This window comes from Microbacterium sp. ProA8 (genome assembly GCF_039905635.1).
Lineage (GTDB): Bacteria > Actinomycetota > Actinomycetes > Actinomycetales > Microbacteriaceae > Microbacterium > Microbacterium chionoecetis.
In genome coordinates this window covers 256,409-275,521 of the sequence record NZ_CP157000.1, presented here as the reverse complement: position 1 = coordinate 275,521, position 19,113 = coordinate 256,409, and the positions used below count along the sequence as shown (strand labels likewise).

At 71.6% G+C, this 19,113-nt stretch carries 14 protein-coding genes; 4 read left to right on the top strand and 10 right to left on the bottom strand.

Annotated features, from left to right (window positions below; all coding sequences use genetic code 11):
* Nucleotides 1-498: 498 nt before the first annotated feature.
* Genes ABG085_RS01290 through ABG085_RS01280 form a run of 3 tightly spaced genes read right to left on the bottom strand, consistent with a single transcriptional unit; the run spans nucleotide 499 to nucleotide 3,954 of the window.
* On the bottom strand, nucleotides 499-2,751 hold the full coding sequence (locus ABG085_RS01290) for an LLM class flavin-dependent oxidoreductase (RefSeq protein WP_347977645.1): 2,253 nt from the start codon (nucleotides 2,749-2,751) through the stop codon (nucleotides 499-501).
* Between the two features lie 9 nt (nucleotides 2,752-2,760).
* Nucleotides 2,761-3,339 (bottom strand): TetR family transcriptional regulator, encoded by a 579-nt coding sequence (locus ABG085_RS01285; protein ID WP_347977644.1) that lies wholly within the window; start codon nucleotides 3,337-3,339, stop codon nucleotides 2,761-2,763.
* Between the two features lie 39 nt (nucleotides 3,340-3,378).
* On the bottom strand, nucleotides 3,379-3,954 hold the full coding sequence (locus ABG085_RS01280) for a DNA-3-methyladenine glycosylase I (RefSeq protein WP_347977643.1): 576 nt from the start codon (nucleotides 3,952-3,954) through the stop codon (nucleotides 3,379-3,381).
* 164 nt (nucleotides 3,955-4,118) lie between these two features.
* On the opposite strand from ABG085_RS01280, the gene ABG085_RS01275 reads away from it, so the two are divergent.
* On the top strand, nucleotides 4,119-4,523 hold the full coding sequence (locus ABG085_RS01275) for a glucose-6-phosphate dehydrogenase (protein ID WP_347977642.1): 405 nt from the start codon (nucleotides 4,119-4,121) through the stop codon (nucleotides 4,521-4,523).
* An 80-nt stretch (nucleotides 4,524-4,603) separates the two neighbouring features.
* On the opposite strand, the gene ABG085_RS01270 is transcribed toward ABG085_RS01275, so the two are convergent.
* Both ABG085_RS01270 and ABG085_RS01265 read right to left on the bottom strand, forming a co-directional pair.
* Entirely contained in the window at nucleotides 4,604-6,709 is a 2,106-nt protein-coding gene (locus ABG085_RS01270; protein WP_347977641.1) for an acyl-CoA dehydrogenase, read from the bottom strand.
* Nucleotides 6,710-6,891: 182 nt separating this feature from the next.
* On the bottom strand, nucleotides 6,892-7,113 hold the full coding sequence (locus ABG085_RS01265) for a hypothetical protein (RefSeq protein WP_347977640.1): 222 nt from the start codon (nucleotides 7,111-7,113) through the stop codon (nucleotides 6,892-6,894).
* A 158-nt stretch (nucleotides 7,114-7,271) separates the two neighbouring features.
* Here ABG085_RS01265 and ABG085_RS01260 point away from each other — a divergent pair, with 158 nt between their 5' ends.
* Entirely contained in the window at nucleotides 7,272-8,546 is a 1,275-nt protein-coding gene (locus ABG085_RS01260; RefSeq protein ID WP_347977639.1) for a GNAT family N-acetyltransferase, read from the top strand.
* Nucleotides 8,547-8,969: 423 nt separating this feature from the next.
* Here ABG085_RS01260 and ABG085_RS01255 read toward each other — a convergent pair whose 3' ends face one another.
* A complete protein-coding gene (locus tag ABG085_RS01255) occupies nucleotides 8,970-10,646 on the bottom strand; it encodes a formate--tetrahydrofolate ligase (protein ID WP_347977638.1) in 1,677 nt (558 codons plus the stop codon).
* A 42-nt stretch (nucleotides 10,647-10,688) separates the two neighbouring features.
* A complete protein-coding gene (gene ddaH / locus ABG085_RS01250; protein ID WP_347977637.1) occupies nucleotides 10,689-11,468 on the bottom strand; it encodes a dimethylargininase in 780 nt (259 codons plus the stop codon).
* A gap of 240 nt (nucleotides 11,469-11,708) precedes the next feature.
* Here ddaH and ABG085_RS01245 point away from each other — a divergent pair, with 240 nt between their 5' ends.
* The gene (locus ABG085_RS01245) at nucleotides 11,709-12,170 is read left to right on the top strand and encodes a GNAT family N-acetyltransferase (protein WP_347977636.1); all 462 of its coding nucleotides are present in this window, start codon (nucleotides 11,709-11,711) and stop codon (nucleotides 12,168-12,170) included.
* 204 nt (nucleotides 12,171-12,374) lie between these two features.
* Here the strand turns inward: ABG085_RS01245 and ABG085_RS01240 are convergent, their stop codons facing one another.
* Nucleotides 12,375-14,207 (bottom strand): glycoside hydrolase family 3 N-terminal domain-containing protein, encoded by a 1,833-nt coding sequence (locus tag ABG085_RS01240; protein ID WP_347979254.1) that lies wholly within the window; start codon nucleotides 14,205-14,207, stop codon nucleotides 12,375-12,377.
* Nucleotides 14,208-14,218: 11 nt separating this feature from the next.
* Entirely contained in the window at nucleotides 14,219-15,523 is a 1,305-nt protein-coding gene (locus ABG085_RS01235) for an MFS transporter (protein ID WP_347977635.1), read from the bottom strand.
* 162 nt (nucleotides 15,524-15,685) lie between these two features.
* Between ABG085_RS01235 and ABG085_RS01230 the strand changes: the two genes are divergently transcribed.
* Nucleotides 15,686-16,966 carry a TetR/AcrR family transcriptional regulator gene (locus tag ABG085_RS01230; RefSeq protein WP_347977634.1) on the top strand — a complete coding sequence of 427 codons (1,281 nt, stop codon included), beginning with the start codon at nucleotides 15,686-15,688 and terminating at the stop codon, nucleotides 16,964-16,966.
* 15 nt (nucleotides 16,967-16,981) lie between these two features.
* Here the strand turns inward: ABG085_RS01230 and recQ are convergent, their stop codons facing one another.
* Entirely contained in the window at nucleotides 16,982-18,991 is a 2,010-nt protein-coding gene (gene recQ, locus ABG085_RS01225) for a DNA helicase RecQ (RefSeq protein WP_347977633.1), read from the bottom strand.
* Nucleotides 18,992-19,113 lie beyond the last annotated feature (122 nt).

Genomic DNA, 19,113 nt, shown 5'->3' with positions numbered 1-19,113 from the left:
GCGTGCGCCCCAAGTGCGCGGCGTGCGCCCCAAACCCCGAAACTCGAGGACGGATGCCGCGGCCCAGGCCGCGTCGGACTCCGCAGCGTCGGCGAGGGCTGCGTCGGCGGCGCCCTCCCGGGTTTGGGGCGCACCGCGAACCTTCGGGGCGCGCGGCGTGCGCCCCGAACGCACGGCATGCCCGGCCCAGATGAGCATGTCCCACTTTCGCGCGTATGCGGGCCGCTTTGCGCGCTTAAGTGGGACACGACGGGAGAAAAGTGGGACGCGCCCAGCCGTCGCCGCCCGCGCGACCGGTCAGGCGACGGCGTCAGACCGCGCCGTCGGCGTCAGGCGGCGTCCGCCCCACCCACCTCAGGTTTGGGGCGCATTCGCTCCGCTGGGGCGCAGATCTTGCGCCCCGACGGAGATAACGCGCCCCGAGCGCGGAAACGGGAGAGGAGGGAGAGGACGGATGCCGCGGACCCAGGCCGCGCCCGCGGCGGCGTCAGGCGGCGTTCAGGCGGCGTCCGCCTCGGCGGGCGCCGCCGGCTCGACGGCGAAGTTGTCGCGGAAGACGCTGGTCGGGTCGTATGCCGCCTTGATCGCCCGCAGCCGGGCGAGCGTCGCGGGCGGGAAGGCCTCGGCGATGCGCTCCGGCCGCTCCGACGAGTCGAAGCTGAGATACGAGCCCTTCACGTGCGCGGCCAGCGTGCGCCACTGGGCGTCGAGGCGGTCCGGGTGGGAGCCGAGGGCCGCCACGGAGAAGTTCGCCGACCGGCTCGCGTAGGCCGTCGCGTCTTCGGCGACGTCGGCCACCGCCCCGCCGACCGCGCGGAGCTGGAAGAACGGCACGGCGCCGGATTCCAGCATCCGTGTCGCCGCCGCGGCGAACGCCGGCGTGACGTGCTCGATGAGGCCCGATCGGGAGTGCGGCTCGCCCGCGCCGTGCTGCGGGCCGAGGTCGGCGTTCGCCATGATCTGCGCGTACGTGGTCAGCTGCACCGACTGCTGCACGAGCGGCGCGAGCTCGGCGAACGGCTGCAGGCGGGCGATGATCGTGTCGGGGTCGTCGGAATCCACGACGCCGTACAGCTGCACGACTTGCGGCTGGCCGGGACGGGGGCCGCCGGTCAGCAGGAACAGCGTGAGGTCGCGGGGCGACGCCTCGACGATGCGGCCGTAGCCCTCGAGGAAGGCGGCGACGTCGTCCACCTGGAACGCGAGCTGCGCGTAGCCCACCTGGCCGACCTCGTCGACCTCGAACTCGAACGCCGTGACGACGCCGACGTTGGCGCCGGCTCCGCGGACCGCCCAGAACAGGTCGGGGTGGGTGGAGGCATCCGTCCGGACGATCGAGCCGTCGGCGAGCACCACCTCGGCCGCGCGGAGGTGGTCGATCGTCAGGCCGTGCTCCCGCGCCAGCAGGCCGATGCCGCCCGCGGTGGCGAGCCCGCCGACGCCCACGCCGCCGTAGTCGCCGGAGGTGAGCGCCCAGCCGCGCTCGCCGAGCACGGCCGCGACCTGCGCCCAGCGGGCGCCGGGCCCGATGCGCACGAGGCGGCGATCGGCGTCGAGCACCTCGATCCCGTCGAGGTTGCGGAGGTCGATCACGATGCCGCCGTCGTTGGTGCTCCGGCCGCTGATGCCGTGCCCGCCGCTGCGGACCGACAGCGGAAGCTCGGGATGCCGCCGCGCGAAGCCGATGGCCTCTGCGACCTGCTCGGCCGACGCCGGCTGCAGCACGATCCCCGGCGCGCCGCCGCGCATGTAGGTGGCGCGCACGTCGCCGTACTCGAAGTCACCGGGCTCGATCGCACGCAGGCCTGCCGGCACGTCGTCGTAGGCGATGCCGTCGCGGCGCGCAGCGAGCGCGGCCGATGAGCGGGCCGGTGCGGCCGAGACGCCGCGGGCGCCCCGTTCGGCCGCGACGCGCTCGCGGACCGCCGGCGCGACCTCTTCGCCGAAGCGCTGCAGCAGGTTCGGGTCGTCGCCCGCGAGGATGAACGTGCCGATGCCGTCCTCGAGCGCCAGCTGCGCGAGGCGCTCGGCGAACTCGCCCGGGTCGGCGGCGAGCTGCCCCACGTTGAGGAGGCGCCGGATCTCACGCGGATCGCGGCCGACGGACTGCGCCGCCTCGTCGATCGCCGCGTTGCCCTTGGCCAGGTCGCCCGGCTGCATGTAGCCGAGCGACGGCAGCCAGCCGTCGCCCTTGCGACCGGTGAGCGAGAGCATGCGCGGCTTGTAGGCGCCGATGTGGATCGGCACCTCGTGCGCGGGCCGCGGACCCCGCTTCGCCCCGTGCGCCCGGTGGTACCGGCCGTCGGTGAACACGCCGCCGCGCTGATCGGTGCGCCACAGCTCGCGGATGAGGTCGATCGCCTCTTCGAGCGCCGTGACCGCCTGGCCGGGCGTCAGGCGCGTGCCGCCCATGGCCTCGATCGCGTCCCAGAAGCCGCCGGCGCCGAGCGCGAGGTCGAAACGGCCGCCCGAGAGCAGGTCGATGCTGGCCGCCGCCCGCGCCACGACCGCGGGCGGGCGCAGCGGCACGTTGAGCACGTTCGGCGCGATCCGGATGCGGTCGGTGCGCGCCGCGACGAACGACATGAGCGTCCACGTGTCGAGGAACGCGGGCTGATAGGGGTGGTCCTGGAAGGTGACGAGATCGAGACCGGATGCCTCGGCCGCCTGCGCCAGCAGCACGGGGGCCTCGGGGGTCGCGGCCGCCGGGGTGATGAATGCGCCGAATTCGAGCGCGTGTCCGTAGTCCATGGGGTCCTTTCAGCCGATGGCCGCGGCCGGTGAGTCGAGGGCTGCCGGGCGCATGCCCGAGAGCAGGATGTCGAGCAGCAGGTCGCGATCGGCAGGAGCGCCGAGACGCACGGCGTGCTCGAGCCCGCAGATCAGGCGCTGAAGCTGGGCGACCGAGAGGTCGCGGCGCACCACGCCGTCCCGCTGCGCGCGCGAGAGCACCGCGTCGTACCCACTGAAGACCTTGCCTCGCGCGATGGCGCATTCGTCGTGCAGGTCTGCGTCCGTGAGGGCGAGGTCCGTGAGCACGGTCTCGAGTCCGCTGTCCTGCAGCTGCAGCGTGAGCGCGTCTTCGAGGAATCCCCGGAACGCCGCGTGCGCATCCGGCGCGGCGACGGCGCGGTCTGCGGCGGCGCCCAGCCGCATCAGGGTTTCGACGCTGAGCGCCTCGATCAGCGCCCGGACGGTCGGGAAGTGGCGGTAGACGGTGCCGATCCCGACGCCGGCATCGCCGGCGATGTCATTGAGGCGGAGGGTGCGGGCGTCGCGTCCGCGAGCGACCTCGAGGATGCGCTCCCGGCTGCGAACGGCATCGGCTCGGGGGCTCATGCCTCCATCGTACACCCTAAGCGGATAGGTTATCCGTTTCTAGGCGATCGCCCGCCAGCAGCCGTCGACGTGATCGTCGACCATGCCGGCGGACTGCATCAGCGCGTACATCGTCGTGGGCCCGACGAAGCGGAAGCCGCGCTTGCGCAGCGCCTTGCTGAGCGCGTCCGATGCAGAGGTCGTCGCCGGCACCTCCGCGAACGACGACGGGCGGCGATGGGATGCCGGTGCGAAAGACCACATGAAGTCATCCAGCTCGCCCGGCTCGAGTTCGAGCACCAGGCGCGCGTTGGAGATGGTGGCCTCGATCTTGGCGCGATTGCGGATGATGCCGGCATCCGTCATCAAGCGGGCGATGTCGTCGTCGCCGAACGCCGCCACGGCCTGGGGTTCGAAGCCGGCGAACACCTCGCGGAACCGCGGCCGCTTGCGCAGGATCGTGATCCACGACAGCCCGGCCTGGAAGCCCTCGAGGCTCAGCTTCTCGAAGAGGGCCCGGTCGCCGTGCAGCGGCACGCCCCACTCCTCGTCGTGGTAGCGGGCGTACTCGGGGTCGTCGCCGACCCAGGCGCAGCGCGCGCGGCCATCGGATCCGAGGCGGACATCGGTGCTCACCGAGCCAGACTATGCGGGGCCGCCGACGCTCCTGCGACCCGGGCCTCGCCATCCAGTCGTCCTCCAACCTTCATGTCGAGGTCACACGTTCGGTCGCCGAGAGTCTCCGACGTCGCTTACCTTGGAATGTCGGGCCTGTGCGGTCCACGCAGGGAGGAAACGCCATGAAGATCGTCGCTTCGTCGGACTGGCGGGACGCCATCCCCTTCGACACCCTCGTCCTGGTGGCCGACGTCGTCCCCGGTGAGCCGACGCGGTGCTTCACGTGCGGCGCCGACTCCGAGCCGCGCGAGCGCAGCGAGCTCTGGGCGTACAAGCACCGGCACCCGAAGAACCACGACGGCTACGTGCGCTTCTACTGCGCCGAGCACCGGCCCGAGATCCAGCTGCCCCCCTCGACGCCGTCCCTGGCTCCCGCCCGCGGAACGGGGCGCGCGGCTGCGCGTCCGGCGGCGGAACGCCGGGTCGCGAAGCCGACCATCCCCGATCGCGTGCGCGCCATGTGCCCGAACTGCTTCGTCGAGGTGTCGGCGACGGGCGAGTGCGGCATGTGCGGCTGGGCCGCCTGACCGCAGACCTGTCCGAATCGCCCCCTGAGGCGATCCGGATGGTCGGCGTTCCGTGACCATCCCGGCGGGGATGGCCTCGGTCACCTCTTCTTGAGCGACTTCTCCGACACCGGCGCGTTCCCCGACGCGGCGAGCGCGCGGTAGTACTCGCGAGCCTCGTCCTGGCGCTTGCCCTCGGCACCCGACGCGATGGGCGCCCGCACGTGCTCCGGTGCGAAGCCGTAGGCGTCGACCAGGTCCTGCGCGTGCGGCCGCAGCCGCGCCGCGAGGCGGTCGATGTAGCGGGAGACGGATGCCGCCCGCTGCGTCGAGAGCCGCCCGTTGATGAGGTACCACGCGAGGTGCTTCTCGATCAGGTGCAGACCGAAGAGGTCGCGCAGCCAGGTCAAGACCTGCTTGGTCCCCTCGTCCGAGACGCGGTTCACGCCGTCGGTGAACGCCTCCCACTGCAGCAGCTCGGCATGGGCGCGAGCCGCCTCGATGAGCTCCGCCTGGTGGGTGTTGAAGAGCGCCGCCGCGTCACCGGGCGACAGCTTGGTCGCCGGGCGCAGCGCCGCGGCGACATCGGACACCATCCGCTGCACGCGGCCGGCGAGCAGCTCATGCTGCTGGTCCTCGCGCAGGCCCAGCTCGACCGAGCGCGCCGTCGAGCCCAGGTCGGCCACCGACTGGCCGAGCTGACGCAGGCCCGCGCCGTGGAACAGCTTTCCGGCGGTCTGCGCGACGGCGAAGCGGGCGAGGGCCGCGGCATCCTTCCCCTTGAACTGCTTGGCGTAGTCCGACAGGAGGCGCTTGCCGACCAGCTGGAGCAGGACGTTGTTGTCGCCCTCGAAGGTGACGTATACGTCGAGGTCCTGGTGCAGGCCCACCATGCGGTTCTCGGCGAGGAAGCCGGAGCCGCCGCAGGCCTCGCGGGCCTCCTGGATCGTGGTGAGCGCGTTCCAGGTGCTGAGGGGCTTCAGCGCCGCGGCGAGGGTCTCGAGGTCTTCGCGCTCTTCGGACGTGTCGGTGCGGCCCGAGAAGACGCTGTCGAACTTCTTCAGCAGCTCGTCGTGGCTGAAGAACTGCGCGTAGTTCTGCGCGAGCAGGGGCAGCAGGCGCCGCTGGTGCTTGCCGTAATCGAGCAGCACCACCTCTTCGCTGCCGGTGCCCGAGTCGAACTGGCGGCGCTGGTTCGCGTAGGTGAGCGCGATGTGCAGCGCGAGCGCGGTGCCGGTGGTGGCGGCGCCGTCGAGCGACACGCGGCCCTGCACCAGTGCGCCGAGCATCGTGAAGAAGCGGCGACCGGGGCTGGGGATGTCGGACGTGTACGAGCCGTCCGCGGCGACCTGGCCGTAGCGGTCGAGCATGTTGAAGCGCGGCACGCGCACCTGGTCGAACGCGAGCCGGCCGTTGTCGATGCCGTTGAGGCCGCCCTTGACGCCGTCGTCCTCGCTGATGATGCCGGGCAGCATGTTGCCCTCGTCGTCGCGGATCGGCACGAAGAAGCAGTGCACGCCGTAGTTGACGCCGCCCGTGATGAGCTGCGCGAAGACCGTCGCCGCCTTGCCGTGGAGCGCGGCGTTGCCGAGGTAGTCCTTGTACGCGCCGCGGAACGGCGTGTGGATCACGAACTCCTCGGTCTCGGGCTCGTAGGTCGCGGTCGTGCCGATGGCCGCGACATCGGATCCGTGCCCGGTTTCGGTCATCGCGAACGCTCCCGGGATCGAGAGGTCGAGGATGCCGGCGAGCCACTTCTCGTGGTGCTTCTCGGTGCCGAGCTGGAACACCGCCGAGCCGAACAGGCCCCACTGCACGCCCGACTTGATCTGCAGGCTCGGGTCGGCGAGCACGAGCTCCTGGAAGCCGGCGAGGTTCGCGCCGTTGTCGTTGCGGCCGCCGTACTGCTCCGGCATCGCGCGTTGCGAGCCGCCGTGCTCGACGAGCAGGTGCAGCTGCGTGAGCACGCGCTCGCGGTGCTCGGCCATCGACTGGCCCTCGACGCGCCAGAACGCGGGGTCCTTGATCATCTCGCGCGCCTCGCGGCGGGTGTCGCCCCACGTGCCGAGGAGCAGGTCGGTGACCGCGGCGATGTCGATGCGCGGATCGGATGCCTCGGCCGCCGTGTGCGGCGCGGTCGGGGCGCCGCCGGCGGGCGTCCGCTTGCTGGTGGCGGGCTTCTTGGTGCGGACGGCGGCGTCGGCCATGTGCATCACCTCTCGGTGCAATGGACAGAAGGAAGGTCACCTCGACCGTAGGACTCCCACAACCTGGACTCAAAGCGACTGGTGGATCTCCACAACACGAAGCCGAGATGGGGCGTGGACGGGTTGTGCGAGACGCACAGGCGGGCGCCCGCAACGCGAGGCGCCCGCCTGGTTCCCGGCTGTCAGTTGGTGCGGCCGTGCGGGTTGGTGGTGTCGCCGTTCGTGCTTCCGAACGGGTTGGTGATGTCGCCGTTCGTCTTGCCAAACGGGTTGGTGACGGACCCGTTGGTCATGCCGTGGGGGTCGGTGGTGTACTCCCGAGGAGCCGCTGACGCGGCGATGGGGGCGCTGAGCAATGCGACGAGGGAGCCGGCGGCGATACCGGCGATCAGCTTCTTCTTCATCGAGACAGTCCTTCGGTTGGGGGGGAAGGGCGCCGCTCCGGCACCCACCCGCACGCTAGCGCGACCCTTCCGCGCCGCGGAAGCTTTATCCCCAGGCGGGTCCGCGGGATGCGCCGGACGATGGCGCGGTGTCGGCCGATCGCTCCAGAATGGAGCCGATGACTCATCCACCCGTGACGCTCGCCCCGTGGGGTCCGGACGACCTGCCCCTCCTCGAGCGCGCCAATACGCCCGAGATGACCGCGCACCTCGGGGGTCCCGAGACGCCGGCGCAGCTCGACGAGCGCCAGGAGCGGTATCTGCGCCTGATGGAGGCCGGCGAGGCCGCCATGTACCGGATCGAGCTCGACGGCACGCCCGTGGGCGGCATCGGCTACTGGCAGGTCGAGCACGAGGGCACGCCGGCGTGGGAGACGGGCTGGAACGTCTTCCCGGAGTGGCAGGGACGCGGGATCGCCGGCGCGGCGCTGCGGCTCGTCATCCGGCTGGTCGCCGCCCGCGGTGAACGCACCCTGCTCGTCGCGTACCCGGGGGTCGACAATCCCGGCTCGAACGGGCTGTGCCGCACCGCGGGATTCACGCACCGTGGGTCGGGAACCGAGCCGTGGCGCGGCGGCGAGCTGACGTTCAACATCTGGACGCTCGACATGTCGCCGCTCGACCTCGACGGCCGCGCCCCCGACCTCGACGAGCGGTTCGACGAAGGCGTGCTCGACGAGAAGGCGTGGTGGCCGTACTACCTCGCCCACTGGTCGTCGCGCGAGCGCGCGGCGGCGCGGTACTCCGTCGCCCCGGACGCGCTCGAGTTGCGCATCGACGCCGGCACACCGCCGTGGTCGCCCGAGTTCGACGAAGGCATCCGCGTCTCGCACCTGCAGACCGGCCAGTTCTCCGGACCCCTCGGCAGCCCCATCGGGCAGCACCGCTTCCGCGACGGGCTGGTCGTACGTGAGCCGCAGCCCGAGCGTCGGCTGCACCTTCCGCGGTTCGGCGTGATCGAGGTGCGGATGGCCGCCGTGCGGCATCCGGACGCGATGGTGGCCTTCTGGCCGATCGGCTTCGAGGACCGCCCCGACGACTGCGGCGAGATCTGCATCGCCGAGATCTTCGGATCCGAGATCGACGACACCGGAGGCTGGGTGGGTGTGGGCGTGAAGACCCAGCACGACCCGCGCCTGCGGGAGGACTTCGAGAAGGTCCGCGTCGACGGCGACCTCACCGCGATGCACGATTACGCCGTCGAGTGGACGCCCGACGAGGTGCGGTTCTTCATCGACCACCGCTGGGTCAAGACCGTGCGCCAGACGATCGACTACCCGATGCAGCTCATGCTCGACGTGTACGAGTTCCCCCGCGCCGACGGCACGCGCGACACCGACGCACTCCCCCACGTGCTGCGGGTCGAGCGCGTGCGCACGTTCCCGCCGGCGTAAGGTCCACCGCCGGCGGCGGCCGGTGCGTCGGGGACCGCCGCCGGCTGCCCGGTGCCCGGTCGGGTATTCGGGTCCTCAGCTGAGGATCCGGGCCGGGTCGGGTTTGCCGGTTCCTCAATTGAGGAACAGAGCCGAGATGAGGAGCGAAGCGCGGATGCCGCTCCGCAACTCGGCACAGATCCTCAACTGAGGAGCACGTGCCGCCGTCGAGCGTCTCCTCGTTTGAGGAACGGAGCCGGGATGAGGAGCGACACACGGATGCCCCCTCCGCAGCTCGGCGCAGATCCTCAACTGAGGAACATCGCCGACGCACCCGCCCCGGCGCTGTTCCTCGTGTGAGGAACAGAGCCGAGATGAGGACCGACACGCGGATGCCGCTCCGCAGCTCGGCACAGTTCCTCAACTGAGGAGCACTCGCAGCCGTCAGAATAGTCCGACGATGCGGCCGTCCTCGTCGACGTCGATCGTGTTGGCGGCCGGCACGGCGGGAAGGCCCGGCATCGTCATGATGTCGCCGCAGATCATCACGACGAACCGCGCGCCCGCGGCGAGGCGCACCTCGCGGATGTCGACGACGTGGCCGGTCGGCGCGCCGCGCAGCTTCGGGTCGGTCGAGAACGAGTACTGCGTCTTGGCGACGCACACCGGGTATCCGCCGTAGCCCTCGTCCTGCAGGCGCTTGATCTGCGCGCGCACGGCAGTCGACGCCGTGACCTCCGATGCCCCGTAGATGCGCGTCGCGATCGCGCTCATCTTGTGCCACAGCGTCGCGTCGTCGGGGTAGGTGAACCGGAGGCCGCCGGCGGGCTCGGCGCACAGCCGCACCACCTCGCGCGCGAGGTCCTCCGCCCCCGCACCGCCTTCGGCGAAGTGCCTCGCGACGACGGCCGTGACGCCGGCCGCCTCCGACGCGGCGACGAGCGCCGCGATCTCGGCATCCGTGTCTTCGGCGCGATGGTTGATCGCGACCACCGCGGGGATGCCCCATGTCTCGCGGATGGTCGTGAGGTGCCGCACGAGGTTGGCGGTGCCGCGCTCGAGAGCGGCGACGTTCTCGTGCGGGAGGTCGGCGACCTCCACACCGCCGTGGTACTTCATCGCGCGCACGGTCGCGACCACGACGGCGACGTCGGGCCGGAGTCCGGTGGTGCGACACAGGATGTCGACGAACTTCTCGGCGCCCAGGTCTGCGCCGAACCCCGCCTCGGTGACGACGTAGTCGGCCATCCGCAGCGCCGAGTCGGTCGCGAGATACGAGTTGCAGCCGTGCGCGATGTTCGCGAAAGGTCCGCCGTGCACGAACGCCGGCGTGTGCTCGAGGGTCTGCACGAGGTTCGGCGCGAGCGCGTCGCGCAGGATCGCCGCCATCGCGCCGTGCGCCTGCAGGTCGCGCGCGCGCACGGGCGTACGGTCGCGCGTGTAGGCGACCACGATCTCGCCGAGCCGCTCCTTGAGGTCGGCGAGGTCGGTCGCGAGACAGAAGATCGCCATCACCTCGCTGGCGACGACGATGTCGAAGCCGTCCTCACGGGGATAGCCGTTGGACGGACCGCCGAGCCCGATCACGGCGTCGCGCAGCGCGCGGTCGTTGACGTCGAGCACGCGCCGCCAGGTCACGCGGCGCACGTCGATGCCGAGCGCGTTGCCGTGGTGCACGTGGTTGTCGAGGAGCGCCGCGAGCAGGTTCGTCGCGATCCCGATCGCCGAGAAGTCCCCGGTGAAGTGCAGGTTGATGTCTTCCATCGGCACGACCTGGGCGTAGCCGCCGCCGGCGGCGCCGCCCTTCATCCCGAACACCGGACCGAGGGCGGGCTCGCGCAGGCAGATCATGGCGCGTTCGCCGATGCGCGTGAGCGCGTCGCCGAGTCCGACCGTCGTGGTGGTCTTGCCCTCGCCGGCGGGCGTCGGCGACACCGCGGTCATCAGCACGAGCCGGCCGCGGGGTCTGTCGCGCAGCGTCCGCAGATGCCGCAGCGAGACCTTCGCCTTGTGCCGGCCGTACGGCTCCAGTTCTTCCTCAGGGATGCCCAGCCCCGCGGCGATGCGGCCGATCGGCCAGAGTTCCGCCTGCTGGGCGATGTCGATGTTGCTCGTGGCCACGCGCCGCTCCCGTCGCGGGCGCCGTCGCCCGCCGGTGTCAGCCTAGGCGCGACCCTGCACGTCGTCGCGGATGCGCACCGAGAGGCAGGTCACGCAGCCCTCGAGCTTCTCGAACTCGGTGATAGGAGTCGTGATCACCTCGAGACCGCGATCGCGGTACAGCTCGGCGGTCGCGGGGGCGTCCGCCGAGATCAGGACCGTGCCCTCGTCCAGCACGACGACGGCGGTGCCGTGCTCGTCCGGCACGGCCAGGAACTCGGGATACGCCTCCGGGTCGTCGACGAGCGGCTCGAACCCCACAACAGTGCCGTCGGGAAGCGCCGTCACGCCGCTCTTGAGGTGCAGCACCTTCGACACGGGCACCGCCACGACCGTCCAGCCGCGCGGCGAGACCAGATCCCGCAGCTGCGCGATGCCGGCCTCGTTCGTGCGACCCGAGCGCCCGACATACGCGGTGCGCCCGATCTTGAGCACGTCGCCGCCGTCGAGCGTGGCCGGTTCCTCGATCGCCCGATACGGGATGCCGGCGTCATCGAGGGCGCTGCGCGCGGAGTCGACTTCGCCACGGCGAGAGTCCGCTCCCGGACGGGTGAGCACCGCCAGATCGCCGAACATCACGAGGGCGTCCTCGATGAACACGCCGTCGGCATGCTCCTCGGCAGGGTCGACGGCGATGATCTCCCACCCGCGCTGACGGAACACGTCGACGTACGACTCCCACTGGCGCAGCGCGAGGTCGGCATCGACCGGCTCCCGCTCGAGGTGCGTGAGCTCGCCTTCGGCCAGGCGCGGCGACGGACGGCGGACGAGAAGGCGCGGCATGCGCGCCAGGCTACCCGGATCCGGGCGCACCTTCGACGGGATCCGTCCCGGGGCGTCGGGTGCGTGAACGGATGCCGATCACGGCGTCGCAGCGCGCGGTCACGGCGTCGCAGCGCGCGGTCACGGCGTCGAGCTCGGTGCCGCAAGCGCGCTCGTCGGTCGGTCTGCCGAGAGCCCGTACGCCGCGACTCCACCCGCGGAAGGGTGGTGCGGCTGCGGACCGCTCTCTACCGTGGAGCCATGACGACAGCGGAGGTGCGCAGGGCCACCGTCGACGACGCCGAGCGCGTGGCGGAGCTGCTGCACGACTTCAACACCGAGTTCGACACCGACTCTCCCGGGCCGCCCGTCCTGGCCGAGCGCCTGCGCGGCCTGCTCGCCGGCACGCAGACATTCGCGCTGCTGAGCGGCGACCCCGCCGTCGGCCTCGCGCTCGTGACGCTGCGGCCGAACGTCTGGTACCCGGGCGCGGTCGCCCTGCTCGACGAGATGTACGTCGCGCCCGCGGCGCGCGGCGACGGCATCGGCGGCGCGATCGTCGACCGTCTGATCGCCGACTGCCGCCGCGACGGGGTGTCGGCGATCGAGATCAACGTGGACGAAGGGGATATCGACGCGCAGCGCTTCTACGCCCGCCACGGCTTCCACGGCTCCGATCCGCAGACCGACGAGCGCGCGCTCTACTTCTTCCAGGAGCTGTGAGGCCCGCCCCCGACGGCTGCGACGTGGCGCGATCCTCTGGCGCTCCCTGACGCCGTCCACGTCGTGTGTGTTCTCGCCGAACGCACACGATGGCGACGCACGTGACGTGTGGTCTCGGCGAGAGCACGTGAAGCGCACAGCGGGGGGCATCGAGGGACACGGATGCCGCGCCGCGGCGTGCGACGCGGCATCCGTATCAGCGGGTCAGAGCGACAGGCCGTGCCCGAAGCGGAACAGCGGGGCGGCGGTGTCGAACGGGACGTCGGGGCGGGATGCCTCGACCGCTGCCATCGACGACGGGATGTCGAACGGCAGTCTGCCCTGCGCCGGCGCCGCACCGCTCAGCACGTCGAGCAGCGCGGCGCCGCTCGCGCCCCAGTTGCCGACAACCGCGTGCGCGGTCTCGACGACGGGGCTGAGGAGCGCGGGGCGGTCGAGGAACACATCGACCACCGTGGGCACCGCCGCGGCGACCTCGGCGACGTGCGCGAGCACATCGGCGGGGAACTCGAGCGAGCCGGCGTGGAAGAAGTTCTCGAACGTCGTCTCGCGCTGCTCGAACGGCGCCTGCAGGCGCAGGATCGCGACATCCGCGTCGGCGGGCGACGTGACGACCTCGCCGTACGCCGCCGCGACCTCGGGTGCGACGCCCTCGACGTAGAGCTTCGCCCCGCGCGCGAACGGCAGCACCGGCCTCGATGCCGCCGTCGGTCCCTGAGCCCGTCGAAGGGCGTCCGGTGCCGCGGGACGGTTCGCGAGCACGGTGATCGACGCGCGCTGCGCGGCGTCGCCTTCGGCGCGGAACTCGGCCGAGCCGACGATCGTGTCGGCCGCTTCGGCGTCGACGTACGGGTTCTCGAAGAGGCCGAGGGCGAACTTCTCTCGCAGCAGGCGGCGCGCCGACACGTCGAGGCGCTCCTCCGCGATGCGGCCGTCGGCGACGAGCTCGAGCAGCAGCTCGGGGCACGCCTCGCCGCCGAACTGGTCGGCTCCGGCATCCAGGATCTTCTCCATGCGCTCCGACGGCGTGAGGTGCTCGACGCCCCACGCCCGCGCCGGGAACGGCTGGCCGAAGATCGCGGCGTCGTTGACGAGGCCCCAGTCGGTGCACACGATGCCGTCGAAGCCGTAGCGCTCGCGCAGCAGCCCGGTGAGCACCGACTTGTTGAAGCCGAAGCCGACCTCCTCGTACTCGGTGCCGACCGGCATGCCGTAGTACGGCATGACCTGGCGCACGCCGGCCTCGAACGCCGCCTCGAACGGCTTCAGGTGCAGCTCGAACTTCCCTCCCGGGTAGACCTGCTCGCGCCCGTAGGCGAAGTGCGGGTCTTCGCCGTCCTTCTGCGGGCCGCCGCCGGGGAAGTGCTTGACCATGGCCGACACCGCACCCGGCCCGAACGACTCCCCGTTCTGGAACCCGCGGATGTACGCGGCGCCGAGCTCGCCCGACAGCTCCGCGTCTTCACCGAAGGTCTGCAGTGCCCGCGACCAGCGGGGCTCGGTCGCGAGGTCGACCTGCGGATGCAGCGCCACGCGGATGCCGACCGCGGTGTACTCCTGGCGCGCGATGTCGCCGAACCGCTCGACGAGCGCCGCGTCGCGCGTGGCGGCGAGGCCGAGAGCGTCAGGCCACTGCGAGAACGGGCCCGCGAGCATCGCCGCACCCGGGTTCTCGGTGAACGAGTGGCGCGGATCGGTCGAGATCGTCACAGGGATGCCGAGACGCGTGGATGCCGCGAGCTCCTGCAGCTTGTTGTGCCAGCGGGCGATCGCTCCCGCCGTGGGGGCGACACCGAGCAGGTTGAAGTGGGTCATGCGCTTCTCGACCACGTAATCGCGGTTCGACGGCAGCCCGAACACCGGGTCGGCCTCGGCGAGCTCGCCGTCCTCGCCCATGGTGATCATCGTCTGGAAGAAGAGACCGGCCTTCTCCTCCACGGTCATCGCGGCGAGCAGCAGCTCGACGCGCTCGTCGACGGGCAGGCTCGCGTCGAGCCACGGACGGTCGGCGGCGGCCGAGGCCGAGGCATCCGTCATCGTTGTATCGGTCACTTCACTCCCTTGATGCGGTAGACGAGGATGGCGCCGGCGAGGGAGACGAGCGCGCCGAAGAGGTAGTACGTGGTGTAGCCGCCGAGCGAAGTGGTGGCGCCGATCGCGATGATTCCGGGGGCGATGGCGGGGGCGATCGACTGCGGCAGCGCGTTGGCGATGTTGAGCACGCCGAGGTCCTTCGCGGTGTCGTCGGGGTTCGGCAGCACCTCGGTCGCGAGGGCGAGGTCGACCGACAGGAACGAGCCTGCGCCGAGACCGATGATCGCCTGTGCGACGAGCACGACGGCGACGTTCGGCGCGAACGCGAGGGTCACCAGTCCGATCACCATGATGATGCCGGCGATCGCGACGAACGGGCGTCGCTTGCCGATCCTGTCGGACAACACGCCGCCCAGCGGGCCCGAGATCGCCATGGCGAGCATCGACGCGAGGTTGGCGACGAGGATCGTCGAGATCGCGGTCTGCTCGTCGAGACCGAACTTCTCGGTGAGGTAGAAGGGCAGGAAGGTCGCGATGCCCGCGTAGCCGAACATCACGAGGAACTTGGTGAGCCAGGTCCAGCCGAAGTCGGGGTGCTTGCGCGGGTTGAAGACGAACGAGCCGAAGAACTGGCCGACGGTGAACTTGTGCGCCGGCTTCTCGTCGAGGCGGCGGTCCTTCAGGACGAGGACGAACAGCACCGACAGCACCGTGGCGATGGCCGCCGGCACCACGAAGCGCGCGAAGTCGTCCGACAGGAAGTTCACCAGGAACGAGCCCGCCAGGATGCCGAGGGGCGTGGTCAGCCCGATGATGCCCGACACCTTGCCGCGGCCGCTGACCGGCACCTGGTCGGGCAGCGTCGCATTCGCCGCCGCGAGGACCGCGTTCATCGAGGTCTGCACCAGGCACCACGCGATGAGGACGACCCACACCGAGTTCGCGACGCCGATGAGGGCGAACCCGCCGAGTCCGACGAGCGTCCCACCCAGGATCCAGGGTCGACGCATGCCGAAGCGCGACGTCGTGCGGTCGGACAGGCGGCCGGCGAGGGGGTTCGCGATGAGGGCGAACAGCGCGCCGACGCCCATGATCAGGCCGAGCTGCGCGGTCGCCTCTTCCGGCGTGGCGGTGATGTGCTGCACCTTGAACGCCATCGACACGAGCACGGGCGTGAGCAGTGCGAGGTAGACGCCGAAGTTCACGGCGGCAAGGCCGGGGGTGTAGCCGCGCGGGGTCTTGTCGGGCGTGGTGCCGGGGGCCTTGAAGCCCGTCGTGCCGGCGGCCGCGATCGTCGCGGCGGGCGACAGCTCTGTCATCGGAGTCCTTTCTCGGGTACGACGCGTATCGGCTCCGACGCGCGTCACTGCACGACGATACATGAATCCCGACCGATTGGTAACTGAAAGTAGACCGATTGGTAAGCCTGCGTCGATAAGATGGATCCGCAACGGCGAGACGCGAGAGGCGGTGTGCCACACGTGACCATCACTGCGACGCCGGGCGCCGTTCGCACCGCGCGCACCGAGCGCACGCGAGCCGCCATCGTGACCGCGGCGCACGACGCCTTCGTGACCCGCGGGTACCGCGCCACCTCACTGCGCGACGTGGCCGCCGCTGCCGGCATCAGCCACCCGGGGCTCCTCCGCCATTTCGCGACCAAGGACGAGGTGCTCGCGGCCGTCGTGGAGCTCTTCGAGCGCGACAACGAGACGCAGCTGCTGGAGCGGCTCGCCGCCGAAGACCCGGGAACCCTCGCATACAGCGAAGTGGCACGACGCAACGAGAGCGTGCCCGGCTACCTCGCGCTGTTCGCGGCGCTCACGGGCGAGGCATCCACCCCCCGCCATCCCGCGCACCGGATCATGCGCGACCGGTACGCGCGCCTGCGCGACCAGTCGACCGACGCCATCGAGGAGGCCATCGCCCAGGACACGGTCGCCGCCGACCGCGACGCGGCCGGCGAGGCGGTGCGCGTCGCCGCCGCGTGGGACGGGCTGCAGCTGCTGGCGCAGTACCTGCCCGAGCGCGTCGACATCGTCGAAGCGCTGGAGACCCACGAGGGATCGCTCGCCCTGCCCGTCGGCTGGCGCGAGCCCGACGAGGCGGGGCCCACCGACACCCCCGCGCCGGTGCCGTCGATGCCGTCGTTCCTCCCGGCCGACACGGAGTCGCCGCCGGGGTACCGGGTCGGGCGCGAGCGCCGCGGTCTCATCCTGGACGGTGCGACGGCGCTCTTCGCCGAAGAGGGGTACGGCGACACCAGCCTGCGAGACATCGCGGAGCGGGTCGGCGTCTCGAAATCGACCCTGCTGCACTACTACGGCTCCAAGGAGGAGCTGCTCAGCGCCGTGCTCAGTCACCGCGATCGCCTCATCGAATCGCGCGACTCCTACACGCCGGCGGAGCGCGCGGCCGACGAGCTGCGAGCCCTCTCCCGCGGGGCGACCGAGAACGCCGCGAAGGCACCCGGGCTCATCGAGGTGTACGCGGTGCTCTCGTGCGAGGCGGTGCCTGCCGACCACCCGGCGCATGCCTACTTCGAGGAGCGCTTCCGCGGCGTCGTCGACCACTTCGCGGCACTCTTCCGTGCGGCCCAGGGCGACGGCGATCTGCCCGCGCACCGCGATCCGGAGTTCGAGGCGGTCTGGCTCACGGCGCTGTGGGACGGCCTGCAGTACCAGTGGCTCTACGACCGGGACGCGGTGGATGTCGCGGCCCACCTCGACGCGCATCTCGACGACGTGCTGCCCCCGGCCTGACCCGCGGGGGCCGGCTCAGGCGGCGGCGATCACCCCGAGCACGGCCTCGCCGTAGGCCTCGCGCTTCTTGGCGCCGATGCCCGAGACGCCGTCGAGGTCGGCGAGGCTGCCGGGGCGGCGCTCGGCGAGGGCGCGCAGCGTGGCGTCGCCGAAGACGATGTAGGCGGGCACGCCCAGCTCCTTCGCGACGCCGGTGCGCCAGGCGCGCAGCGCCTCGAAGACGCCGAGGTTCGCGGGATCGAGGTTCTCGGGAGCCGTGGTCTTGCGTACGCGGGCGACCCCACCCGAGCGGCCCATGACGTCGCGACGGAGCGGCACCGGCGACTCGCCGCGCAGCACTCCGGCGGCAGGTTCACCGAGGGCGAGCGTGCCGTACTCGCCGCGGGCGACCAGGATGCCGCGGGCCAGCAGCTGCCGGATGACACTGCGCCAGTCCTGCTCGCTGAGGTCGGCGCCGAGCCCGTAGGTCGCGAGCTTGTCGTGCCCCTGCTGGCGGACGCGGTCGGTGGACCCGCCGCGCAGGATGTCGATGAGGTGCCCGGCGCCGAACGCCTGGCCGCGCTCGCGCTGCAGCCGCACGATGGTCGACAGCAGCTTCTGTGCCGGGACGAGGCCGTCCCAGGTCTCGGGTGCTTCCAGGCAGGTGTCGCAGTTGCCACAGGGGCGCGAAGACTCGCCGAAGTAGTCGAGCAGGTTCTGGCGGCGGCATCCGATCGTCTCGCACAGTGCCAGCATGGCGTCGAGGTGCTGCCCGAGACGGGTCTTGAAGGCGCGGTCGCCGGGCGACTGGTCGATCATGCGGCGCTGCTGCACGACGTCGCCGAGGCCGTAGGCCATCCAGGCGACGGATGCCTCGCCGTCGCGGCCTGCGCGACCTGTCTCCTGGTAGTACCCCTCGACGGACTTCGGCAGGTCGATGTGGGCGACGAACCGGACGTCGGGCTTGTCGATGCCCATGCCGAAAGCGATCGTCGCGACCATCACCACGCCGTCTTCGCGGAGGAATCGGGACTGGTTCGCGGCGCGCGTCTCGGCCGGAAGGCCCGCGTGGTACGGCAGCGCGTCGATCCCCTGGGCCGACAGGAACTCGGCCGTCTGCTCGACCGACTTGCGGCTCAGCGCGTAGACGATGCCGGCCGACCCCACGCCCTGCGACCGGATGAAGGCGACGAGCTGGCGGCGCGGGTCGGACTTCGCCTCGATGCGGTACTGGATGTTGGGCCGATCGAAGCTCGAGACGAAATGCAGCGCGTTCGGCAGCTGCAGCCGCTCGGTCATCTCGCGGTGGGTCGCGGGCGTCGCGGTGGCGGTGAGGGCGAGCCGCGGCACGCCGGGGAACCGCTCGGCGAGCGCGCCCAGCGCGAGATAGTCGGGCCGGAAGTCGTGGCCCCACTGCGACACGCAGTGCGCCTCGTCGATCGCGATGACACTGAGCTTTCCGCGCGCCAGGAACCGCAGCGTGGTCTCGGTGTTCAGCCGCTCGGGCGCGACGTACAGCAGGTCGAGCTCGCCGGCGAGGTAGGCGCGCTCGACGGCGGCGCGCTCCGGCGGCGCCTGAGTGGAGTTGAGGTACGCGGCGCGCACGCCGTTGGCGACGAGCGCGTCGACCTGGTCGTGCATCAACGCGATGAGGGGGCTCACGACGAGCCCCGCGCCCGGGCGCACCAGGGCCGGCACCTGGTAGCAGACGCTCTTGCCGCCGCCGGTGGGCATGAGCACGACGGCGTCGCCGCCGGAGACGACCTGGTCGACGATCGCGGCCTGCTCGCCGCGGAACGCGTCGAACCCGTAGACCTCTCGGAGCACGGTGCGCGGGTCGGCACCGGTGAAGTCGCGCCGCGGGCCGGCACCGGCGAACGGGTCGAGGTTGGTCGACGACCCTCCCTGCGGGTCGGGCGGCGGCTGCCAGCCGTCCTCCGGAGGCGCCCACGCGTCGTCCGGCGGCGGGGCCTCACCGAACTCGGGAGGCAGGAGGTCGGGCTCCCACGCGAGGTCGGCGTAGGGGTCGCCCTGCGGGATGGTCACCCGTCCCAGCGTAGCCGCGGCATCCGACGCCGTCCTTGTCACGAGCGCTCCGGCGGAGAACCCGCGGTGTTCCGGGCGACGGCCCGGTTGGGGAGGAGCCGCCCGCCCGGTGGGTCCTCAAT